The organism is Streptomyces otsuchiensis, assembly GCF_004305975.1.
Lineage (GTDB): Bacteria > Actinomycetota > Actinomycetes > Streptomycetales > Streptomycetaceae > Streptomyces > Streptomyces otsuchiensis.
Genome location: NZ_BHZI01000627.1, coordinates 1 through 354, shown reverse-complemented (window position 1 = coordinate 354; position 354 = coordinate 1). Strand labels below are relative to the sequence as shown.

General features: G+C 68.9%; 1 protein-coding gene. It reads left to right on the top strand.

The window, feature by feature from the left end; translation table 11 throughout:
- The coding region (locus tag E0D90_RS26145; protein WP_130800357.1) for an RHS repeat domain-containing protein at nt 1-354 on the top strand (354 nt) is incomplete at both ends.

Genomic DNA, 354 nt, shown 5'->3' with positions numbered 1-354 from the left:
TCGGCGGCACCCGCACCCACACCTACGACGCCGAGGGCAACCTCCTCACCGAGACCGACGAGAACGGCGGCGTCACCTCACTCACCTACGGCCCGTTCGACCTCCCCAACTCCCGCACCACACCCGACGGCGCGACCATCCGCTTCACCCGCGACACCGAACTCAAGCTCACCGCCATCACCAACCCCCTCGGCCACACCTGGACCTACACCCACAACCCCGCAGGACACCTCGTCGCCGAAACCGACTACGACGGCCGCACCACCACCCACACCATCGACCCCGCCGGCCAAACCACCGCCACCACCAACCCCGCAGGCCAGCGAACGACCTTCACGTACGGCCCTCTCGGCG